Origin of the sequence: Acetanaerobacterium sp. MSJ-12, from assembly GCF_018917875.1 — a bacterium.
GTDB lineage: Bacteria > Bacillota > Clostridia > Oscillospirales > Ruminococcaceae > Bittarella > Bittarella massiliensis.
In genome coordinates this window covers 1-18,635 of sequence record NZ_JAHLPK010000005.1, presented here as the reverse complement: position 1 = coordinate 18,635, position 18,635 = coordinate 1, and the positions used below count along the sequence as shown (strand labels likewise).

Here is an 18,635-nt window from a genome sequence, read left to right as displayed (position 1 = left end):
CCGAAGAAGATAATAAATTGTAAACTCTTCGCAGAAAGACTGGCTTTCTTCTCAAAAGAGAGCTATCATGCGATGACTAATAGAGAAAGGAGGTAGCTCTATATGAGTACCACAACTATGGCGAATACGGCACAGGCGTTGATGGAATCCATGGCACCAAAATTTGCTGTATCGTATCTCCGTGTATCCACACGAGGACAGACTGAACGCGGCGGTGGGTATGATGAAGGTTTCTCAATTCCGCCCAGCGTGAGGCCAACAAGAAAAAAGCAGCATCATTAGGCGCAATGATTGGTAAGGGATTTGTCGGCCGTGGCGCATCGGCAAAATCTGCTGCCCGCTCACAGCCTCAGGCGATGCTGGAATATGTTAAAGAAAATGCTAATCGTGTGGATTATGTAGTAGTCCATAAAGTCGATCGTCTCGCCCGTAATCACGATGACGACAGTGACATCATGCGCACGCTACGCGAATGTGGCGTTCAGCCGGTATCGGCATCAGAAAGCATCGATGAAACTCCGGCAGGTATGTTGCTTCATGGCATTAGAGTTCTATTGCAGAATTCTACTCACAGAACCTTGCTACCGAAGTCAAAAAAGGCATGGACGAGAAAATTAAAGGCGGCGGTACAATTCGTGCACCGCTTGGTTATCAAAATGTTCGCCGTGTCGACGATAAAGGCCGCGAGGAGCACACGGTTATCCTTGATCCAGAGCGTGCTCCACTGGTAAAAATGGCTTTTGAGGCCTATGCATCGGAACAGTGGACAAGTTAGTCTGGTGGATTATCTCGGCGCGTGTGGCCTTACAACGCGCTCTACGCCGAAGATTCCATCGAAGCCTATCCCATCCAGATGCTCCACAAAATGCTTTCCAACCCGTACTATAAGGGCATCGTGCGATATAAAGGCGCCGAGTATCCAGGCTCACATGAACCCATTATTGACAATGAAACATGGAAGAAAGTACAGCTTATTATGAGTTCTCGCGCGAATGGAGAGCGCACAAACAAACATCCGCACTATCTCAAAAACACCGTCTATTGCGTCTACTGTGGCGAACGTATGATTATTAGCAACGAGAAAAAGAATGAGGGTACGGTCTATCCATATTTTGTCTGTGCCGGTCGGCACAGCAAACGCCGTCGCGATTGCAAAACAAAGTACATTCTGATCTCGGCGGTAGAACGCGAAGTCGAAAAACTCTACGATAAAATCCAAATCCCCGATGACATAAAAGCGAAACTGGAAGAACAGTTACAAACTGTGATTGCTTCCGAAAAGCAGAAATATGATACAGAAATAGAAGGTTCGCAGGGCAGGAAAAACGAGCTGGAGCATAAACGTGCTAAGCTGATGGAGGTCCATTACATGGACGCGATCCCGCTGGATTTTATGAAATCTGAGCAGCAAAAAATCACAAAAGAGCTGGCTGCAGTCGAACACGAAATCAAGCAACATGAGGTGACCTTTGATGAAATCTCGAAAAATCTGTCCTATGCGCTGGAGATGCTCAATGATTGCGGTGCAGCATACAGGCAGGCCAGCGATAAGATTAAGCGCCTGATGAACCAGGCCTTATTTGAGAAAATCTATGTAACCTATAACGAAGATGCCCCTTTAACAATCGAGCATGAATATAGGCCACCATTCGATATGATTCTCGCACCTACTGAGTGCAAAGATTCTGAGAACAATAGTATTGCAAAAAGCCGCATTCTGGATAAACCCGGATGCGGCATTTTTGCGGATAATTCCACGTTTATACAAAGTTACTCAAATTTTTTTAGAGATAAAAGTTCGAGTAACAAACTTTTGGTGGAGGCGACGAGAATCGAACTCGTGTCCGAAAACCGCTCCCCACGGGCATCTCCGAGTGCAGACCATCTTTTACATTCCCCGCCCCGCGCGCCGGTGGTCAGGCTCGCGGGCCAAGTATCCTCATATACCTGATACGCTACGAGGCCCTCGCGTATACATGTTCGCCACTAAAATGACACCCGAACGCGGTCCGTGGCCCCCCCGCGCCGGATGAGCGGCACTAGGCCGCTAAAGCGTAATCGTTGTTATCGACGTTTACTTTTAAGGTGCGGATTGTTGAGGCGGTCCCGCACCGCCACTCGCTTCCCGTGCTTCACGATCCCCGTCGAAACCATTGCGCCCCCTTATCTAAGCGCCCCTGCGGACGCCTGGGTGTGCCGGCTTTTATCAGCGGGTGCGCTCTTTGAGCGCCCGGTCGATCTGGCGCTTGGCGTCCCGCTCGGCGGCGGACGCCCGCTTGTCGTGCAGCTTTTTGCCCTTGCACAGGCCCAGCTGCACCTTGACCTTCGACCCCTTAAAGTATACCGAAATGGGGATCAAAGTCAACCCCTCCTGCTTGATTTGGCCCAGCAGGCGGTTGATCTCCCGCCGGTGGAGGAGGAGTTTGCGCTCCCGCACCGGGTCCCGGTTGAAGATATTCCCCTTTTCATAGGGGCTGATGTGCATCCCCAGCACGTAGACCTCGCCCTTGTAGATGTCGCACCAGCTGTCCTTCAGGTTGACCGCCCCCGCCCGCAGGGACTTGACCTCGGTCCCGGCCAGGGAGATCCCCGCTTCAATGCTCTCTAAAATAAAGTAGTCGTGGCGGGCTTTTTTGTTCTGGGCGATGGTCTTGATGGCCTCTTTGTTCCCCACGGGTCTCCCCTCCTTCTTCGGCCCCTCTCTGGGAGAGGGTATGCCGTTTTGCTCCGTTTCATGCACCCCGCAACAGGGGGCAGGGCTGGTTTTTGTGTCAGAGTTCGCTGCGCCCCTCCAGCGCCCGGTAGAGGGTCACCTCGTCGGCGTATTCCAGCACCCCGCCCACCGGGATGCCATAGGCCAGCCGGGTCACCTTGATCCCCAGGGGCTTGATGAGCCGGGAGACGTACATAGCGGTGGCCTCCCCCTCCACGGTGGGGGAGGTGGCCATGATGATCTCCTTGACCTCGCTGTTGTTCAGGCGGGCCAGCAGCTCTTTGATGTAGAGTTTGTCCGGCCCGATCCCGTCAATGGGGGAGATGAGCCCCCCCAAAATGTGGTAGATGCCAAAGTACTCCTTGGTGCGCTCAAAGGCAAAGACGTCCCGCGGGTCCTCCACCACGCAGATGGTGCTCCGGTCCCGCCCCTCGTCGGCGCAGACCGAGCAGACCTCGGTGTCCGACAGGTTCTGGCAGACCTTGCAGCGCTTGATCTCGCGGTGGGCCCGAACGATGGTCTCGGCAAATCTCTGGGCGTCCTCGGCGCTCATTCCCAGCACGTAAAACGCCAGCCGCTGCGCCGTCTTGCGGCCGATGCCCGGCAGCTTTTCAAACTGCTCGGACAGTTCGCTGAGGGCGTTGATGTTGTAGGACACGGCCTAGAAGGGCATCCCGGGCAGGCCGGCGGCCCCGCCGGTGACCTCCGCCATCCGGGAGGACGCCTCGTCCTCCACCTTGCGCACCGCCTCGTTGACAGCCGCCATGATCAGGTCTTGCAGCATCTCGATGTCGTTGGGGTCCACCACCTCGGGCTTGATTTCCAGGGCGGTGAGCTCCTTCTTGCCGTTGATGGTGACTTCGATCATCCCGCCGCCGGCCGACACCTTGAACTCGCTCTCCTCGATCTCGTCCTGCACCTGGGCGATCCTCTCCTGCATTTCCTGGGCCTGCTTGATCATCTGGTTCATATTCTTCGGGCCGTAGCCCTGGGGCAGTCTGGCTTTCATGGGCGATTGCACTCCTTTTTCCATCTCATCGGCTGTCCGAAACAGCCGCCTATTCCTTGATCGTCACGTCGATCCCCTGGGCCTGGGCCCGGGCGATGAGCTGATCCAGCTTCTGGCCGCCCCCCTCTGTGGGCGCGGCCTCGTCCTCCGGCTCCCGGTAGGGGCCGAGGCGGCAGGTCTTGCCGGTCACCTCGCTCACCGCCGCCCGGATGTCCGCCTTGGTGCGGGCGTTTTCCCGCATCATCTTCAAAAAGGTGGCGTTCTCCGAGGCGATGAGCACCAGGTCGCCCGACAGGTAGGCCCGGGAGTTTGCCAGGGCCGCGGCGGCCAGCCGGTTGTGGTTGGCCAGGGCGTCGAGCACCTGGGGCCACTCCGCCAGCGGCTGGGGGGCGGCCCCTGCGGCCGGAGCGGCTGCCGCCACCGGCTTTTCGGGAACTGCTTCCGGGACCGGTGGCGCGGCGGGGGCAGGGGCGGCAGGCTCCTGCCAGCCGGCGTCCTCCGCCGGGGGCGGGGCGTCGGGGAGGGGCACCTCCTCTTCCCGCTCCTCCCGCGCCGGTTCCGGGGCGGGGCGGGCGACCGGTTTGGCCTGGGGCGCGGCGGCCGGCTTGGCCGCGGACACCCGGACTGCAGTGACCTGCGGGGCCGCCGGCTGATTTGCGGCGGCGGTGATCTCCACCAGCAGCATCTCCATGGCGATGCGGGGGGAGGCGGCCCGCCCCACCGCGTCGGCCCCCTTCATCAGCCGGGCCATCCAGCCCATCATCTCCCCCTGGGGGATGCGGGCGGCCTGCTCGACATAGCGCTGGCGGTCGTCGGGGGGACAGAGGACCAGGGTGTCAAAGTCCTCCATCACCTTGCAGAGCATCAGGTCCCGGCCGTGGCTGAGCAGTTCCTGCGCCAGGCGGCCCATGTCCACCGAGTGGGCGAAGAGGTCGTCGAGCAGGGCGATCGCCCGGCCCAGGTCGCGGTCGAGCAGGCAGTCGAACAGGTCAAAGAGGTAGCTCTTGTCGGCCACGCCGCAGAGGTCCTTGACCATCTGCAAACTCACCCGCTCGCCGGTGGAGGCGCACTTGTCCAGCAGGGAGAGGGCGTCGCGCATCCCGCCGTCGGCCAGTTTGGCCAGCAAGAAGCGGGCGTCGTCGTCCAGCTGCACCCCTTCCCTTTCGGCAATGACCGCCAGCCGCCCGGCGATCTGCTCGGCGGTGATGCGGGCAAAGTCAAAGCGCTGGCAGCGGCTGAGGATGGTCACCGGCAGCTTGTGCAGCTCGGTGGTGGCCAGGATAAAGACCACGTGCTCGGGCGGCTCCTCCATGATCTTGAGCAGGGCATTGAAGGCGCTGGGGGAGAGCATGTGCACCTCGTCGATGATGTAGACCCGCTTTTTGCAGCGGGTGGGGACGAAGTTTGCCTCCTCCCGCAGGGCGCGGATGTTGTCCACCCCGTTGTTGCTGGCGGCGTCCAGCTCCACCACGTCGGTGATGGAGTCCTCGTCGATGCCGGTGCAGATGTCGCAGACCCCGCAGGGCTGGCCGTCCTTGACGTTGGGACAGTTGATGGCCTTTGCCAGGATTTTGGAGCAGGTGGTCTTGCCGGTGCCCCGGGAACCGGTAAAGAGGTAGGCGTGGGAGAGTTTCCCCGTCTCCACCTGGTTTTTGAGGGTGGTGACGATGGGCTCCTGCCCGATCACGTCGTCAAAGGTCAAGGGGCGGTATTTGCGGTAGAGAGCGCGGTAGATGGCGGCCACCTCCTTTTTTGAAAATAGCGCAAAAACAGGGCCCGTACACTGTGGTATGCGGACACACAGGTTGATCTGCGGCACACAAGACGACCCGCTTAATGCTGCTCGGTTCCCCGCCTGACATGGTTCACGGCGTCCTGTCGCACAGGACCCGCATATCCGCATACCAGAGTGCGCGTTTGCCCTGTTTCATAACGAAATAATTGTACCATATCCGCCCCCGGGTTGCAAGCAGAAATCCATCCCACCTCCCCCGGTGTGAGCGGCATTTTCCCCTTCCAAGGGCAGCCGCTCCGCGGCCTTCTTCTGCTGCCCGGCAGCCAACTCTTTTTCACGGTCAGTCCACTCGATTTTGAGAGGGAGAGGTGGACACCCCATTGTATATTGTATGAGATAGCCGCCCAGTCTTTTCCGAATCCATATTTCTCGACATCCGCTCGCCCCAAACGGGCGAAGAGCGAACGCTGAACCCCCGTGGGATAGGGGTCCAATATCCCCCCAAAGCTCCCCTCCCTTGACATCCGCCCGGTTTTGCAAAGCAAAATCGCCCACTTGAGTGGGCGAAGGGCAGATGTCGAAACTCCGTGGGATGGGGACCCAATGCCCCCCAAGGCTTCCCTCCCTTGACATCTGTCCGGTTTTGCAAAGCAAAATCGCCCACTTGAGTGGGCGAAGGGCAGATGTCGAAACTTCGTGGAATGGGGACCCAATGCCCCCCAAGGCTTCCCTCCCTTGACATCTGTCCGGTTTTGCAAAGCAAAATCGCCCACTCAAAGTGGGCGAAAGGCAGATGTCGAAACTTCGCGGGGTTGGGACCCAATGCCCCCCTCCAAGCTTCCCTCCCTTGACATCCGCCCGGTTTTGCGAAGCAAAATCGCCCACTTGAGTGGGCGAAGGGAGGATGTCGAAACTTCGTGGGATGGGGACCCAACGCCCCCCAAAGCTCCCTTCCCTTGACATCCGCCCGGTTTTGCAAAGCAAAATCGCCCACTTAAGTGGGCGAAGGGAGGATGTCGAAACTTCGTGGGATGGGGACCCAACGCCCCCCAAAGCTCCCTTCCCTTGACATCCGCCCGGTTTTGCAAAGCAAAATCGCCCACTTAAGTGGGCGAAGGGAGGATGTCGAAACTTCGTGGGATGGGGACCCACGAAGTTTTATTCGTCCACAAACCGATACCCCACCCCCACCTCGGTGAGGATGTAGTGGGGGTGGGCGGTGTCCGTCTCGATCTTGCGGCGGATGTTGGCCATGAACACCCGCAGGGACTGGGAGTCCTCGGTGCCGGAATACCCCCAAATCTCCTTGAGGATAAAGCTGTGGGTCAGCACCTTCCCCCGGTGCTCGATGAGCAGCAACAACAGCTTGTACTCGATGGGGGTCAGGTGCACCTCTTCCCCGTTCACCCGCACCTGCCGCCGGCCAAAGTCCACCGTCAGGTCGCCGGTGGAAAAGACCTCCTCCTGGGGCAGGGCGGCGGGCGGGGTGCGCAGGGCGACCCGCACCCGCGCCAACAGCTCGCCGATGGAGAAGGGCTTGGTCACATAGTCGTTGGCCCCGCCGTCCAGGGCCTGCACCTTCTCCCTCTCCTGGGTGCGGGCGGACACCACGATCACCGGCACCTGCGAAAAGGAGCGCATCTGGTGCAGCACCTCCAGCCCGTCCAGGTCGGGCAGCCCCAAGTCCAGGAGCACCAGGTCGGGCGGGTCGTTCATCACCTGCCCGATCCCCTCGATCCCCGTGGTGACCACCTGGATGTCGTAGCCGCTGGTGCGCAGGGAGATGGAGAGGAAGTTCGAGATGCTCTTGTCGTCCTCGACAATCAGAATACGGCGCTCTGCAAACATTTTTTGCCCTCCTCCTCGCTCTTTTCCAGCGGCAGCCAAAAGCGGAAGGTGGCGCCGCCGATGTCGTTGTTCTCCGCCTCGATCCCCCCGCCGTGGGCCTGCACGATGGACTGGCAGATGGAGAGCCCCAGGCCGATCCCCCGCCGGCTGTCCCCCGGCGAGGTGACGAAACTGTCAAAGAGGTGGGGCAGCAGCTCCGGGGCAACGCCCCCGCCGTTGTCGCTCACCTCAAAGACCACCCGCTCCCCCTCCCCGCGCACCGCCAGGCGGATGGCGGCGCTGTCGGGGGTGTGGGCCACGGCATTGCCCAGCAGGTTGACCAGCACCTGCACCATCAGCTTGCCGTCCATGGGCGCCAGCAGCAGCTCGTCGGGCAGGGAGACCGCCACCGGGCGGGCGTGGGGCAGCCTCGCCAGGCGGGCGGTGGCCTCGGCCACCACGTCGTCCACCACCTCGTTTTTCACCTGCAGCGCCAGCTTGCCGTCCTGGATGCGAGTCATGTTGAGCAGGTTTTCCACCATGCTCTCCAGCCAGGCCACGTCGCCGGAGATGTCGCCCAACAGCTTCATCGCCGTCTCCCGGTCCAGCTGGTCGTAGCTGTGGCGCAAAAACTCGGCCGAGCCGCCGATACCGGTGAGAGGGGTGCGCAGGTCGTGGGAGACCGCCCGCAGGAGATTGTTGCGCAGCTTCTCCTTTTCGATCTCCACCTGGTTGCGCTGCTGCAGGGCGTAGAGCTGTTCCCGCTCCACCGCCAGGGCCAGCTGGCTGATCACCGTGTCGATGAACAGGGTCTCCTCCTCCCCCAAGGGGGCGTTGCCGCAGTACACCTCCACCACCCCCAGGGGGCGGCTGCCGCTCTTAAAGGGGGCATAGCGCCACTGGGAGATGGCAAAATTTTCGGTGCCGCAGCCGCAGGGTTCCCCCTCCTTTAGGCACCACTTGGCCAGGGTGTCATCCCCCACCTCCACCCCGTCCAGGTAGTGGCCGGGCAGGTAGTAGGGCTGGGAGAGGCCCCCGCCCTCTTCGATGAGATAGACCACGCACCGCCGCTGCACCCCTTCGTAGATGCTGGCGACGCCGTGGCAGACCACCTCTTTCAGCCCCGAGAGGTTGAGGAAGCTGCGGCTGATCTCGTAGAGGCGCTGGGTCTGGTCCTCCTTTTTGCGGGCCAGCTGGGCGTGCCTTTGCAGCTGGGAGGTGAGACTGGCGGCGATGAGGGAGACCAGCAAGAAGAGGATGAGGGTGACGATGTAGCTGGGGTCGGCGATGCGAAAGGTCAGCCGCGGCTGGGTGAAGAGGAAATTGAAGACGAAGACGCAGACCAGCGAGGCCACGATCCCCCAGAAAAAGACGCTCGTCTCCACCACGATCACCAGCACACCGGTGAGATAGACCATGGTGATGTTTTCCTGGCGGATGCCGACGCGGTCGAAGAGGGCGGCCACGGCGGTGCAGACAAGCAAGATCAAGACCGTCTGCCCCAGGTGGAGCAGGCGGCCCTTTGCGCGGGCTCGGTCAGGACCCATAACGGCCTCCTTTTTTGTCGGGAAAAGAAAAATTTTGTAACAGCAGTATAGCATATCTGCCCGCAAAAAGAAAAGCGCCGCCCGGCCGATTGCGCAAACGGGCAAAATGCGCTATACTGAAAGGCAGTATCGAGCGAAATGCGATAAAGGACGGTTTGACAGAGAGAATGGACAAAAAGCAGAGACACGCCACCCTGATCCTGGTGGGGATCCTGACCATCGCCTGCGCCCTGCTGGTTTTGGTGCGCTGCGACACCGGCTATAAAAACGACGTGAAAGACGGGGCCTTTATCCTCACCGCCAAGCAGGTCACCGACACCTTCAACGCCAAGGCCGCCGGCAAATTCCCCAACTTCAAGGCCGCCGGGGACGCCACCTATACGGGGGAGGAGATGACCCTCGCCTACACCGCCGAAAAGGAGGGGGGCGTGGTCTCGGCCGTCTCCCTGACCGGCAAACTCGACAGCGAGGAGCACATGAAGAACTTCTCCGGCTGCGCCGGCATCCTGATGGTGGTGATGGACAACAACCTGCGGGGAGAGGAGCTCAACACCCTCATTGAGGAGTTGGCCTTTGCAAAGGTAGCGACCGGCGAGGAGGAGATCCACACCCAGTACCAGCACAACCAGCGCGTCTACCGCTTTGACCGCACCGGCGACAGCGCCGCCTTTACCGTCACGGCCCAGAAGTAAAAAAGAGGAGCACTGCTCCTCTTTTTTTGTTGGGACAGCTGGAGATCCCCTCTGCCGGGGGATTGTGCCGCCCGGCGGGGCTGTGGTATAATTGGGCACAGTAAAGATTGTCCGCGCCGCCGGGCGGCCCCGCACCGGGGCTGTCCGGCGCGCCGGCGACGGGAGGATGTTGGAAGAGATGACCTACAAAGAGGAATTTATCGAGTTCATGGTGCGCTCCGGGGTGCTCACCTTCGGCGACTTCACCACCAAGAGCGGCCGCAAAACCCCCTACTTCATCAACACCGGCAACTACAAGACCGGCTATCAGGCCTCCAAACTGGGGCAGTTTTACGCCGCCTGCCTGCACGACAACCTGGGCGACCAGGTGGACGCCCTCTTCGGCCCCGCCTACAAGGGCATCCCCCTGGCGGTGTCCTGCTCCATCGCCCTCTACGAGCAGTACGGGCAGGACGTGAACTACTGCTTCAACCGCAAGGAGGCCAAGGACCACGGCGAGGGCGGCACCATGGTGGGCTACAAGCTGCAAGACGGCGACCGGGTCGCCATCATTGAAGACGTCATCACCGCCGGAACCGCCATCCGCGAGTGCCTGCCGGTGCTGCAGGGCGCCGCCAAGGTGGACATCCGCGCCCTCGTCATCTCGGTGGATCGGATGGAAAAGGGCACCGGCGACAAGTCCGCCATCCAAGAGGTGAAGGAGCAGTACGGCATCGACGCCTACCCCATCGTCACCGTGCGGGAGATCATCTCCTACCTGCACGGCCGGGAAATCGACGGCAAGGTCTACATCGACGACGAGATGAAGGCCCGGATGGAGGCCTATCTGGAGAAATACGGGATCTGACCGGCCGAGGGCCGGAGGAGAGGGCTGCGCCGGCCGGCGCGGCCCTCTTTTTTGCCGCTGTGCCCAGCCGGCGGGAGCGTTCCTTTATTAAAAAAGGCCGCACCGATCCCCCCTCCCCATTCTTTCTTTACTTCGCGAGAAAAAGATGGTAAAGTGAAAATAGAACAAGGGGGCCTCGCATCAGCCGTGGCCCCAGAGCAAGCCCCTTCTGTCGGGTCGTATTTCCACCCCATTTTGAAAGGCGGTGGTCCATTCGTGAAACGCATTACTGACAACAAGTTCATCCTTCTCTCCGCCCTGTTTTGCGCGGGGCTCTTTGCCCTTCTGTGGGGCACCGGCATGGTCCTCTTCCCCCATGCCTTTTCCCCCCTGAACCTGCTGCTCCTCTTTCTGGGCGCCTTTTTGGCCATCCTGGTGGCGGTCTTCCTCTTTCGTCAGCGCTTCAACCGGCACCTCTACCGGCTGGCCTACGCCGACTTGCTGACGGGGATCGCCAACGCCAACTACTTTGAGGAAGAGGGCACCCGCCGGCGGCGGGCCGCCGCGCCCCACAGCCTCTGCGTCGTCTCCACCGACATCAGCCATTTCAGCACCATCAACGACAGCTACGGCCGGCAGATGGGGGACGACATCATCCTGCAAGTGACCAAAGCCCTGCAGGCGACCTTTGGCGGGGAAGCGCTGTTGGCCCGGGTCAAGGCCGACCACTTTCTGCTGCTGCTCCCCTTTTCCGGCGAGGAGGGGACCCGCGCCGCCCTGCTGCGATTCGGCGCCCAAAACAGCGACTACGCCGCCGCCAGCCACCACATCAAGCTCCGCTTCAATTTTGGGGTCGCTGAGATCGGCGACGATCACACCCCTTTTACCGCCTTTGTCGACGCGGCGGAGATCGCCCGCCGCGAGGCCCGCATCCGCCCCGACCCGGTCCTCTTCTTCTCCGGCGAGCTGGAAGAGCAGTTGCGCCAAAACAGGGAGATGGAGGACCAGATGGAACAGGCCCTGGCGGACGGGGAGTTCGTGGCCTACTACCAGCCCAAATTCAACATGGCCACCGGCGAGGTCTGCGGGGCGGAAGCCCTGGTCCGCTGGCAGCGGGGCCCCTCTCACCTCTACTACCCCGACCAGTTCATCCCCCTGTTCGAGCGAAACAGCTTTATCACCGAGGTGGACTTCTGCGTCCTCGACCAGGCCTGCGCCCTGCTGCGCCGCCGGCTGGACAGCGGGCTCCCCGCCTTTCCCATCTCGGTCAACCAGTCCCGCCTCCACCTGCAGGAGGAGGGGTACCTGCAGCGGCTGACGGAGATGGTGGAGCGCCACCGGGTGCCCCCCGGCCTGATCGAACTGGAACTCACCGAGACGGCCTTCAACGAGCTGGGCCACCTCGAGGAACTGGGAAGGCAGCTCAAAGAGATCGGCTTTCTCCTCTCCATCGACGACTTCGGCTCCGGCTACTCCTCCCTCTCCCTGCTGGGGGGATTTCCGCTGGACACCATCAAACTCGACCGCACCTTTATGGACAAGGCCCTCTCCTCCCCCCGCTCCCAGATCATTGTCCAAAAGGTGGTGGAGCTGGCCCACGAGATGGGGATCTTGGTCATCAGCGAAGGGGTGGAACTGCCGGAACAGGCCCGCTTTTTGCTGCAGATCGGCTGCCAGCACGCCCAGGGCTACCTCTATGCCCGCCCTCTCCCGGCGGACGCGTTTGAAGCCCTCTGCCGGCAAAACACACCGGCCGCTCCCACTGCGGACAAATGAAAAAAGGCCCCGCCCTCTTTTTGCGAGAGGGCGGGGCCTTTTTTGGCTACAACAGTTTCTGCAGGTCTTCGCTCAGGTGGCGCATGTGGGTGATTTCAAACTCCACCGTGCTCTTGAGCATTCCGTTGTAGAGGTTGCCCTCTTTGGCGGGTTGCCGTTCCTCTGCGTACAGCCGGTCAAGGCCCTCCTCCAGCACGGCAATCTGCTCGTCCATATAGGCTTTTACCTTTTTCTTGGCATCGCTCATCCTGTGTCCCTCCCTGGTTTTGGGTTGGCGGCCGCCGAAAACAGCCGCCTTCACCCTTCACTTTTCCCCGCCGCCGGGCAGATATGCGCCGCCCGCCGCCCTTTGCCCTTTTGCTACAAAAAACAAAGCGGTTTTGTGAAGTCCACCAAAATCGCGATCCGTTCACAGAAATTGCGAAAACTGCGCACAGACCGGACATAAAGTGCCCTTACAATGAAAGCAGAGGGGGAAGGGGCTTCTGGGCTCTTTGAATCCCCCTCCAAAAGGGGGAACGACCTGTGAAACTGACATTTTACGGCGCCGCGCACGAGGTCACCGGCAGCTGCCACTGCATCGAGGTGGGGAACACCCGCCTGCTGGTCGACTGCGGCCTACAGCAGGGGCGGGACGAAAAGGACAACCAGCAGCTCCCCTTCGCCGCCGCCAGCATCGACGCGGTGCTGGTCACCCACGCCCACATCGACCACTCCGGCCGGCTGCCCCTGCTGGTAAAGGACGGCTTTCAGGGCAAGATCTACGCCATCGACGCCACCTGTCGCCTCCTCTCCATCATGCTGCGCGACAGCGCCCACATCCAAGAGGTGGACACCCAGTGGGAAAACCGCAAGCGCGGCCGCTCCGGCGACGAGGGGGTGGAGCCCCTCTACACCGTGCAGGACGCGGAGCGGGTCCTGCCCCTGCTGACCCCCTGCCGCTACGGCGAGTTTGTGGAGATCGCCGACGGGGTGCGGGCCCGGTTTCAGGACGCGGGGCACCTGTTGGGCTCCTCCTCCATCGAGCTGTGGGTGCGGGAGGGGCAGGTGGAGAAGAAACTGGTCTTTTCCGGCGACATCGGCAACACTGACCAGCCCATCATCCGCGACCCCCAATTTCTCACCCAGGCCGACTACGTGGTGATGGAGAGCACCTACGGCGACCGGCTGCACGAGCCCTCCACCGACTATGTGGCCGACCTGGCCGACATCCTCAACCAGACCTTCGCCAAGGGGGGCAATGTGGTCATCCCCTCCTTTGCCGTGGGGCGCACCCAAGAGCTGCTCTATTTCCTGCGGGAGATCAAGGACCGGCACCTGGTGGGAGCCAACCCCCACTTCCCCGTCTACGTGGACAGCCCCCTGGCCACCGAGGCCACCCGCATCTACAGCAGCGACCTGCTTCCCTATGCCGACGAGGACACCCTGAAACTGCTCCACCTGGGCAGCGATCCGCTGGAATTTGAGGGGATGCGGATGTGCGAGAGCAGCGAGGAGTCCAAGGCCCTCAACGCCGATCCCACCCCCAAAGTCATCCTCTCGGCCAGCGGGATGTGCGAGGCCGGGCGGATCCGCCACCACCTGAAACACAACCTCTGGCGACCCGAGTGCACGGTGGTCTTTGTGGGCTACCAGGCCGAGGGGACGCTGGGGCGCGCCCTGCTGGAAGGGGCGCGGCAGGTCAAGCTCTTCGGCGAGGAGATCGCCGTCAAGGCCCGCATCGTCAACTTCCCCGGCCTCTCGGCCCACGCCGACAAAAACGGCCTGCTGCGCTGGATCGGCGCCTTCTCCCCCGCCCCGGCCCACGTGTTCGTGGTCCACGGGGAGGACGGGGTCTGCCGGCAGTTTTGCACGGCGCTGGAGGCGCGGGGCCTCTCGGCCCACGCCCCCAACTTCAGCGAGGTGTACGACCTGGCCGCCGGGCAGATCGTCAGCGCCGGGGTGCCCTTTGAGCAGCTGCGCCCCAAGTGCGAGCGCAAAAACGGCTCCTCCAACCAGGCCTTCGGCAGGCTGCTGGCGGCCGGGACCCGCCTGCTGGATGTAATTGCCCACAACCAGGGCGGCAGCAACAAGGATTTGAGCAGGTTCCGCGACCAGATCATCGCCCTGTGCGAAAAGTGGGACCGCTGACCGATGGCACAAAAAAATCTCTCTTTTCCCAGTTGACGAACGGGGAGATAGATGCTATAATACAACCTGTTAAACGGCTTCCGGGCCGTTTACATGCAGATGTGGTGGAACTGGCAGACACGCTACTTTGAGGGGGTAGTGGGCGTAAGCCTGTGTGGGTTCAAATCCCATCGTCTGCACCAAAGGCACTCGGTCGATGACCGGGTGCCTTTTTTTGTTTTCTTTTGTCCATATCGGCGCAACCGTTGCGGGCCCTCCTCTTTTTCCCCTTTTTTGACAAATCTTCGCCCTGTTGATACAATGGCAGTACACTGCACTAAAAGCTGCGGGCACAAGCGCTCGCGGCAACAGGGGGAGAGGGACATGGGGCTGTTCGAGAAAATCAAAGAGCCGGTCTTTTTAAAGCGGGACAGCAGCGCCGACGAACAGTTGGCGGCCCTGCAAGCGCTGCGGGAAACCGTGCCACCGGCGCTCCAAGAGCAAATCGACCGGGACATCCGCGCCCTACAAGCTGGGATCGCCGGGGAGAAAAACATCCTCTTTGAACTGGAGAACAGCCATCTGCCCATGTTTGTCCTCCGCGATTTAAATCTCGAGTTTGACGGGAAGAAAGCCCAAATCGACTTTTTGCTCATCACCCGCCGCCGCAATTACGTGGTGGAGTGCAAGAATCTGTACGGGAACATCGAAATTGGCAGCGGCGGGGACTTTGTGCGCACCCTCTCCTACGGCGGCCGCTTTCAGAAAGAGGGCATCTACTCCCCCATCACCCAAAATCAGCGCCACCTGGACTTGATTTTTGAGCTGCGCCGGGCGGAAAAGAGCAACGTCCTCATCCGCTCCCTATTTGAAAAGAACTTCTCTGAAAATTATCGGTCGGTCATCGTGCTGGCCAACCCCAAAACTGTCCTCAACACCCGCTACGCCAAGCGGGAGGTGCGGGAAATAGTCATTCGCGCCGACCAACTGGCCGACTATATCCGGCGCTCCAACGCCCAGTCCAACCTGTCCTCCGCCAGCAACAAAGAGATGGAGGCCCTGGCCCGCTTCTTCCTCGCCCAACACCACCCCGCTTCCGCCGATTTTACCGCCAAATACCGGCAGCAGCAGGGCGAATCCGCCGAACCCCAGGCCGATCCGCCCCCCTCCTCTGCCGCGCACTCCCCCCAGCTTCTCTGCCCGCGGTGCGGGGCCCCCATGGTGCGCCGGCGGGCCACCCGGGGCCCCAACGCGGGGAAGGAGTTCTACGGCTGCACCAACTATCCCCGCTGCCGGGGCATTGTCAACATCGACCAGTGATGGGTTTCCCCCTTCTCCCGCTTTTCTCCCCCCTCTCTTTGCGCTATAATGAAAAAAAGCGCAAAGGGAAGGGGGAGTTTTTATGTGCGGCCGCTATAGCCTGTACACCGAGCGCGAAAACGCCCAGCTGCGGGCCATTCTGGCGGAGATCGCCCGCCGCTACCCCGAAAAATCCAGCCAGACCGCCAGCGGAGAGGTCTTTCCCTCCAACTGGGCCCCCGTCCTCGCCCACACCGGCAGGCGGGTGGCGGCGGGGTTGGCCAGGTGGGGCTTTTCCTCCCCCAAGGGTGGGGGGCTTGTCATCAACGCCCGGGCGGAGACGGCGGCCGAGCGCCCTCTCTTTCGCGACAGCCTACTAGAGCGCCGCTGCGCCGTCCCCGCCACCGGCTTTTTTGAGTGGGACAGATCCTGCCGCCCCAGCGCCAAATACCGCTTCACCCTGCCGGGCCAGCCCCTGTTCTACCTGGCCGGCTGCTACCGGTTGGAGGGGGGAGAGGCCCGCTACACCCTCTTCACCACCGCCGCCAACGCCTCGATGGCCGACATTCACCCCCGGATGCCAGTCCTCTTCGCCCCCGGCCAGCTGGAGGGGTGGCTGACCGACACCGGCGCCGCCCTCGCCCTGCTGGGACAGACGCCGCCCCTGTTGGACAGAGAGCGGTGCGCTCCACCGGAGGGGGATGAAATCCAGCAGAGCCGCCTCTTTTAACAGCGCAGTCAAAGCCATCGGTAAAACGTACAGCACGCACCGGCCCGAAAAGGGCGCCATCCAGGCGTAGCCCCTCAAGGGGCACTAAATGCTATTTCATCACCACACATTGCCGCCGGCAAAACGGCAATCTAGGACCCCATTTCGCGTCGTCTGTCCCCCCCAAAATCGCCTTTTTTCGCCTTGAGCGCGTTTCCGTTCCGAAGGTCTTTTGCCAAAGCCACTTGACTTTCCCGGCAGAGCCAGAGGTTTGGTGCACCGAAGGGCAAAAAAAGCGGGCGGGTGCGAAACCGATCGCACCCGCCCGCTCTCTCTTTGTGTCAAGTGATTCCTAGTTCTCTTCGCCCTTGAGTCTCAGGCCGCAAAAGTGCACCTCGTAGCGCTGGATGCACTCGGCGATGATCTCCTCCGCCCGCTGGCGACCCAGGGCCTCAGAGGTGGTGGTGTGGCCGTGTTCCAGCCCCTTGTACACCTCGAAAAAGTGCTTGACCTCGTCGCTGATGTGGGGCGGCAGGGCCGAAATGTCCTGGTAGAAGTTCCAGGTGGGGTCCTGGCAAGGGATGGCGATGATCTTGTCGTCCACCTCGCCGCCGTCGATCATCCGGATCACGCCGATGGGGTAGCAGTCCACCTCCACCAGGGAATCCAGGGTCTCGGAGCACATGACCAGCACGTCCAGGGGGTCGCCGTCGTCGGCGTAGGTGCGGGGGATAAAGCCGTAGTTGGCCGGGTAGTGGGTGGAGGTGTAGAGGATGCGGTCGAGCCGCAGCAGGCCGGTGTGTTTGTCCAACTCGTACTTCTTTTTGGTGCCCGCCGGGATCTCGATGACCGCGGTAAAGGTCTCGGGCTTGATGCAGGCGGGTTCGATGTCGTGCCAGATGTTCATCTCATATACCCCTTTTCTCTCGTCTCGCTCTGTCTGGCTTTAGTATAGCAAACGGGCGACAAAGTTTCAATCGCTTTCTCGGCCGCCCCGGCGCACCGACGCCCGGCTGCCGCCCCCCGGCAGGGGTCGCACCGCCAGCGCCACCGGCAGCCGCTCCTCCAGCCACTCCACGTGGGAGATGATCCCCACCACCCGGTCTTCCCGCCGCAGCCGCTCCAGGGTGTCCACCGCGCACTCCAGCGCCTCGGCGTCCAGGCTGCCAAACCCCTCGTCGATAAAGACCGTCTCCAGGCTGACCCCGCCGGAGAAGAGCTGGATGACGTCGGCCAGCCCCAGCGCCAGGGAGAGGGAGGCCTGAAAGCTCTCGCCCCCCGAGAGGGTGTTCACGTGGCGGGTCTTGCCGGTGAGGCTGTCGAGCACCTCCAGGTCCAACCCAGAGGCGCGGTTTCCCTTCTCCCGCTCGGTGCGCCGCAGCAGGGTGTACTTGCCCTCGGTCATCCCCGCAAAGCGGCGGTTGGCCGCCCGCACCACCTGGTCGAAATAGGCCGAGAGGACGTACCGCTCGAAGGAGAGCTTCTTGGCGTTCTGGCCGCTGGCCACCCGGTAGAGGTCCACCGCGTCCCGGTAGCCCTCGCCCCAGCGGTCGCGCTGGGCCAGCAGGGCGGCAATGGCCTCCCTGCAACCGCCGTTCTGGGCCAGGGCGACCTGTCCCTCGGACAGCTGCCGCTCTAGGGCCTCCTCCTCGGCGGCCAGCTGTTCGCTCCGGCGGGCGGCCTCCTCCAGATCGCAGGGGGTCTTTCCCTCGTACTCTGCCAATCCCTCCAGCCGGGCCCGCCACTGGGCCCCCCGCTCCCGGTAGGCGGCGATCTCCCCTTCCAGGCGGCGGATCTCCTCCTCCCCGCCCTGGGGCAGGGCGTCGGCCCGCAGCCCCTGGCGGGCAAACTTCTGGCGGGCCGTCTCCTCTTCCGCCTCGGCGGCGGCAGCCGCCTCCCGGGCGCTCTCGGCGTAGATGTCCACCGCCTTTTGCAGGCTGGCCTGCCGCTCCTGGGCCCGGGAAAAGGCGTCCCGCCGGGCCGCGATCTGCTCGGCCAGGGTCTTTGCCTCAGCTTCGGCCGCGGCGGCCTCCCCCTCCAACTGATGGGGGAGGGGGAGGTCCGCCAGCTGCCCCCGCTCCTCCTCCAGGGCCTCCCGCCGGCTCTGTTGGCGGGAGGCGGCCAGCTCGCAGCCCGCAGGGGTGTCCAGCCCCTTGGCCGCCAGCTGGTCCAGGGGGATAAAGGCCGCCACCTGGTCTGCCAACCGCCGCTCCTCCGCCGCCAGCAGGGCGAGCTCATCTTTCAGGGCGGCGTCCTGGGCGGGCAGGTCCTGCACCCCCTGCAGGGCGGCAGGCAGGGCGGCGCGGCAGGCCGCCTCCTCGGCGCGGGCCCCTTCCGCCCGGCGGCGCAGGGCCTCCACCCGGGCCGCCGTCTCCTCCAACTGGGCGGCGGTG

General features: G+C 62.1%; 16 protein-coding genes, 1 tRNA gene, 2 other RNA genes and 2 pseudogenes. 10 read left to right on the top strand and 11 right to left on the bottom strand.

Annotation, left to right across the window (positions count from 1 at the left end; translation table 11 throughout):
* Positions 1 to 287: 287 nt before the first annotated feature.
* The 3 genes and pseudogenes from KQI11_RS13475 to KQI11_RS13470 all read left to right on the top strand — a co-directional run.
* A pseudogene (locus KQI11_RS13475) lies at positions 288 to 557 on the top strand (recombinase family protein); the annotation flags it as partial.
* A 44-nt stretch (positions 558 to 601) separates the two neighbouring features.
* Positions 602 to 775, top strand: coding sequence for a hypothetical protein (locus KQI11_RS13240; RefSeq protein WP_286172622.1), 174 nt, complete (start codon positions 602 to 604; stop codon positions 773 to 775).
* Positions 776 to 853: 78 nt separating this feature from the next.
* Positions 854 to 1,189, top strand: a pseudogene (locus tag KQI11_RS13470) (recombinase family protein); the annotation flags it as partial.
* A 625-nt stretch (positions 1,190 to 1,814) separates the two neighbouring features.
* Here KQI11_RS13470 and ssrA read toward each other — a convergent pair.
* From ssrA to KQI11_RS06810, 8 genes are all read right to left on the bottom strand, one after another.
* Positions 1,815 to 2,163: a transfer-messenger RNA gene (gene ssrA / locus KQI11_RS06845) on the bottom strand.
* A 43-nt stretch (positions 2,164 to 2,206) separates the two neighbouring features.
* Positions 2,207 to 2,674 (bottom strand): SsrA-binding protein SmpB, encoded by a 468-nt coding sequence (gene smpB, locus KQI11_RS06840; protein WP_021659421.1) that lies wholly within the window; start codon positions 2,672 to 2,674, stop codon positions 2,207 to 2,209.
* A 97-nt stretch (positions 2,675 to 2,771) separates the two neighbouring features.
* Positions 2,772 to 3,371 carry a recombination mediator RecR gene (gene recR / locus KQI11_RS06835; RefSeq protein WP_216401587.1) on the bottom strand — a complete coding sequence of 200 codons (600 nt, stop codon included), beginning with the start codon at positions 3,369 to 3,371 and terminating at the stop codon, positions 2,772 to 2,774.
* Between the two features lie 3 nt (positions 3,372 to 3,374).
* On the bottom strand, positions 3,375 to 3,722 hold the full coding sequence (locus KQI11_RS06830; protein ID WP_216401586.1) for a YbaB/EbfC family nucleoid-associated protein: 348 nt from the start codon (positions 3,720 to 3,722) through the stop codon (positions 3,375 to 3,377).
* 49 nt (positions 3,723 to 3,771) lie between these two features.
* Positions 3,772 to 5,466, bottom strand: coding sequence for a DNA polymerase III subunit gamma/tau (gene dnaX, locus KQI11_RS06825; RefSeq protein WP_216401585.1), 1,695 nt, complete (start codon positions 5,464 to 5,466; stop codon positions 3,772 to 3,774).
* Positions 5,467 to 5,517: 51 nt separating this feature from the next.
* Positions 5,518 to 5,617, bottom strand: an RNA gene (ffs, locus tag KQI11_RS06820) — signal recognition particle sRNA small type.
* 998 nt (positions 5,618 to 6,615) lie between these two features.
* Positions 6,616 to 7,305 carry a response regulator gene (locus KQI11_RS06815; RefSeq protein ID WP_185916095.1) on the bottom strand — a complete coding sequence of 230 codons (690 nt, stop codon included), beginning with the start codon at positions 7,303 to 7,305 and terminating at the stop codon, positions 6,616 to 6,618.
* Positions 7,281 to 8,831, bottom strand: a complete 1,551-nt coding sequence (locus tag KQI11_RS06810; RefSeq protein WP_216401584.1) for an ATP-binding protein — start codon at positions 8,829 to 8,831, stop codon at positions 7,281 to 7,283. The genes KQI11_RS06815 and KQI11_RS06810 overlap by 25 nt, the downstream gene beginning before the upstream one ends.
* Positions 8,832 to 8,998: 167 nt before the next feature.
* Between KQI11_RS06810 and KQI11_RS06805 the strand changes: the two genes are divergently transcribed.
* The 3 genes from KQI11_RS06805 to KQI11_RS06795 all read left to right on the top strand — a co-directional run bounded on the left by KQI11_RS06805 (position 8,999) and on the right by KQI11_RS06795 (position 12,125).
* Positions 8,999 to 9,523, top strand: coding sequence for a hypothetical protein (locus KQI11_RS06805; RefSeq protein ID WP_216401583.1), 525 nt, complete (start codon positions 8,999 to 9,001; stop codon positions 9,521 to 9,523).
* A gap of 178 nt (positions 9,524 to 9,701) precedes the next feature.
* On the top strand, positions 9,702 to 10,370 hold the full coding sequence (gene pyrE, locus KQI11_RS06800; protein ID WP_185916092.1) for an orotate phosphoribosyltransferase: 669 nt from the start codon (positions 9,702 to 9,704) through the stop codon (positions 10,368 to 10,370).
* Positions 10,371 to 10,625: 255 nt separating this feature from the next.
* Positions 10,626 to 12,125, top strand: coding sequence for a putative bifunctional diguanylate cyclase/phosphodiesterase (locus tag KQI11_RS06795; RefSeq protein WP_216401582.1), 1,500 nt, complete (start codon positions 10,626 to 10,628; stop codon positions 12,123 to 12,125).
* Positions 12,126 to 12,171: 46 nt separating this feature from the next.
* Here KQI11_RS06795 and KQI11_RS06790 read toward each other — a convergent pair whose 3' ends face one another.
* Positions 12,172 to 12,372 carry a hypothetical protein gene (locus KQI11_RS06790; RefSeq protein WP_216401581.1) on the bottom strand — a complete coding sequence of 67 codons (201 nt, stop codon included), beginning with the start codon at positions 12,370 to 12,372 and terminating at the stop codon, positions 12,172 to 12,174.
* 278 nt (positions 12,373 to 12,650) lie between these two features.
* Between KQI11_RS06790 and KQI11_RS06785 the strand changes: the two genes are divergently transcribed.
* From KQI11_RS06785 to KQI11_RS06770, 4 genes are all read left to right on the top strand, one after another.
* Positions 12,651 to 14,255 carry an MBL fold metallo-hydrolase RNA specificity domain-containing protein gene (locus tag KQI11_RS06785; RefSeq protein WP_185916089.1) on the top strand — a complete coding sequence of 535 codons (1,605 nt, stop codon included), beginning with the start codon at positions 12,651 to 12,653 and terminating at the stop codon, positions 14,253 to 14,255.
* 95 nt (positions 14,256 to 14,350) lie between these two features.
* A tRNA-Leu gene (locus KQI11_RS06780) sits at positions 14,351 to 14,437 on the top strand.
* Between the two features lie 181 nt (positions 14,438 to 14,618).
* Positions 14,619 to 15,554, top strand: a complete 936-nt coding sequence (locus KQI11_RS06775) for an NERD domain-containing protein (protein ID WP_216401580.1) — start codon at positions 14,619 to 14,621, stop codon at positions 15,552 to 15,554.
* An 82-nt stretch (positions 15,555 to 15,636) separates the two neighbouring features.
* On the top strand, positions 15,637 to 16,263 hold the full coding sequence (locus tag KQI11_RS06770) for an SOS response-associated peptidase (protein ID WP_216401579.1): 627 nt from the start codon (positions 15,637 to 15,639) through the stop codon (positions 16,261 to 16,263).
* A gap of 331 nt (positions 16,264 to 16,594) precedes the next feature.
* Here the strand turns inward: KQI11_RS06770 and KQI11_RS06765 are convergent, their stop codons facing one another.
* The gene (locus KQI11_RS06765; RefSeq protein ID WP_185916086.1) at positions 16,595 to 17,149 is read right to left on the bottom strand and encodes an inorganic diphosphatase; all 555 of its coding nucleotides are present in this window, start codon (positions 17,147 to 17,149) and stop codon (positions 16,595 to 16,597) included.
* 66 nt (positions 17,150 to 17,215) lie between these two features.
* Positions 17,216 to 18,635, bottom strand: a 1,420-nt coding sequence (locus tag KQI11_RS06760; RefSeq protein WP_286172621.1) for an SbcC/MukB-like Walker B domain-containing protein, incomplete at its 5' end; no start/stop codon positions are given.